Raw genomic sequence first — 1,859 nt, forward strand, 5'->3', positions numbered from 1 at the left:
TTACTGTAGAGGCCGCGGTCATCGCATTGAACGGCTCGTTCAATGCTCTTCAAAACCGAGATGACAGGCCGTGCTGCGGGTGACCTGGCCTCAGACAACAAAAGAGTCTGGCCGACTAAGTCCTCAAGAGGCGAGCCCCGATGATCGGTATGACTCTCGTCGAGGAAGGTGGTAGCCCAAGGGCTGTAAACCTGGATGAGCAATTTCCAATGAGCGACTTGAAGAGAACCAAACTGGCGGCTACGCGACAACTGAATTGCGTTCAGTTCAAGTTCTTGGAAGCGCCCGCAAAAAATTGACCAAACTTTGCGAGTTCCGAAGGTTCGACATCGGAAACTGCCCAGAATGCCAGCCCCTTCTCTGACCATTTGACAAGATTGTAACCGTCGTAGGAAGCGCTGTTCAAATCCGGATTCGCCTCGGGCCAAATGAACAGATTGATGACATGCGCGTGGCGACGATAGACAAGCGCCGCAACGACTTTCCCCTCAATATAATCGACGCGCCCACCTACCAAAGGGAACCCCTGTGCAGCAAGATCTAATACGGGTGGCGAATAGTCAATTTTGCCATTAAACCATGGCTTTACAGTATGCTGATCGGACGTTTGCACATCCGTCAAATGACTGGCCAACAACGAATGAACGTGACTTGCCACAAGTTCGTCCTGAAGCGAAGCTTCCCTTGGCGGCAAGGAAAGTACAAGGAACAGGCTGGCCGCTATACCAGCGAGCGAAGGAATGTAGCTCCAGCGCTTGATGAAGTTAAGGCAATTGGCGAAAGCTCGGCTGTATCTTATCGCGTTATCTGGCGTGGTCCGTTCCTGAGCGATCGTATGTAACACGCGTTCTCGCACGTTGGGGGGCAGGTCCCAGCTGACGCCATCCTGACCGATGGTGCGCCGTTGCTTCCTGAACTTCTCCAATTGTGCCGAACAATTCTCGCACGTTGCCAGATGCTGTTCGAATGTAAGGGCATGGGCGGCGTCGAGTTCATCATCCATATACCCGTGCATCATGACGATCCAGTCGGGGCACGTTTCGGCGGAATGTGTCATCTTATTCTCCGCCATTGGTTGCGTTTTGCCACAGCTTGCCAAACGTTCGCCGCGCCCGGGCCAAACGCGACATCACCGTGCCGAGAGGCAGGTCGATGACTTCCGCTATTTGCCGATAGGAAAGTTGTTCAAGTTCGCGCAGCACCAGTATTTCGCGCAGATCGTCTGGCAGTGAATTGATGACGGAACGGACGCATTCGGATTGGGACGTGCGGATCAGTGCGATCTCCGGCGTATCATCCTCGGTTGCAATATCCTCGACTGAACCTCCGAGTTCTTCTTTGTCCTCGTGGCCACTCGACAACGGCATCTCAAACCGGCGCTTCCGCTTCGTCTCCTGAGACCAAGCATGGAAGCAATTCCTGACGATAGCAAATATCCAAGAGCGTGCATCGCCGCCCATGTAGCCGTCGAAACTGCGATAGGCGCGCAGGAAAGCTTCTTGCACTATGTCCTGCGCTGCATCGGCGTCGCGACTGAGGTAGCGGGCGAAGTTGTAGGCGGCATCGAGCTGGGGAATGATCGCGGCATTAAAGCGTGCCGATTTATCGCCAAGCGCAGATTGTTTATCGACGGGATCAATTGATGCCGACTGCACCACGAGGGTTGACGCCGAGCTGGTAACCGGTGATGCATCGGCCGCCGCCGGACGGGCATGGTGAAACTTCGCTACTGGCGGGCGAGTCGATCGCCACATCCTTGCCACCAATTGCGAAATGAAATTCGGAATGCACACTGTGGATGAAGATAAGGCTATCATCTTGTTTTCCCGCCTGGTTGGGCAAGTTTTTCAGAGTTGTGC

3 protein-coding genes are annotated in these 1,859 nt (G+C 54.2%); all 3 read right to left on the minus strand.

Features of this window, described 5'->3' with window-relative positions; all coding sequences use genetic code 11:
• Positions 1-262: 262 nt before the first annotated feature.
• On the minus strand, positions 263-1,057 hold the full coding sequence (locus tag ACXJ5O_RS25725; protein WP_457302381.1) for an anti-sigma factor family protein: 795 nt from the start codon (positions 1,055-1,057) through the stop codon (positions 263-265).
• 1 nt (position 1,058) lies between these two features.
• Positions 1,059-1,658 (minus strand): sigma-70 family RNA polymerase sigma factor, encoded by a 600-nt coding sequence (locus ACXJ5O_RS25730; RefSeq protein ID WP_457302382.1) that lies wholly within the window; start codon positions 1,656-1,658, stop codon positions 1,059-1,061.
• The coding region (locus ACXJ5O_RS25735; RefSeq protein ID WP_457302383.1) for a hypothetical protein at positions 1,636-1,859 on the minus strand (224 nt) is incomplete at its 5' end. The genes ACXJ5O_RS25735 and ACXJ5O_RS25730, both read right to left, overlap by 23 nt.

The organism is Phyllobacterium sp. P5_D12 (assembly GCF_054049495.1).

What these genes read in the sequence shown, in the direction of transcription:
- ACXJ5O_RS25725 (WP_457302381.1), bottom strand. Translation starts at nt 1,057, where the DNA reads ATGACACATTCCGCCGAAACGTGCCCCGACTGGATCGTCATGATGCAC.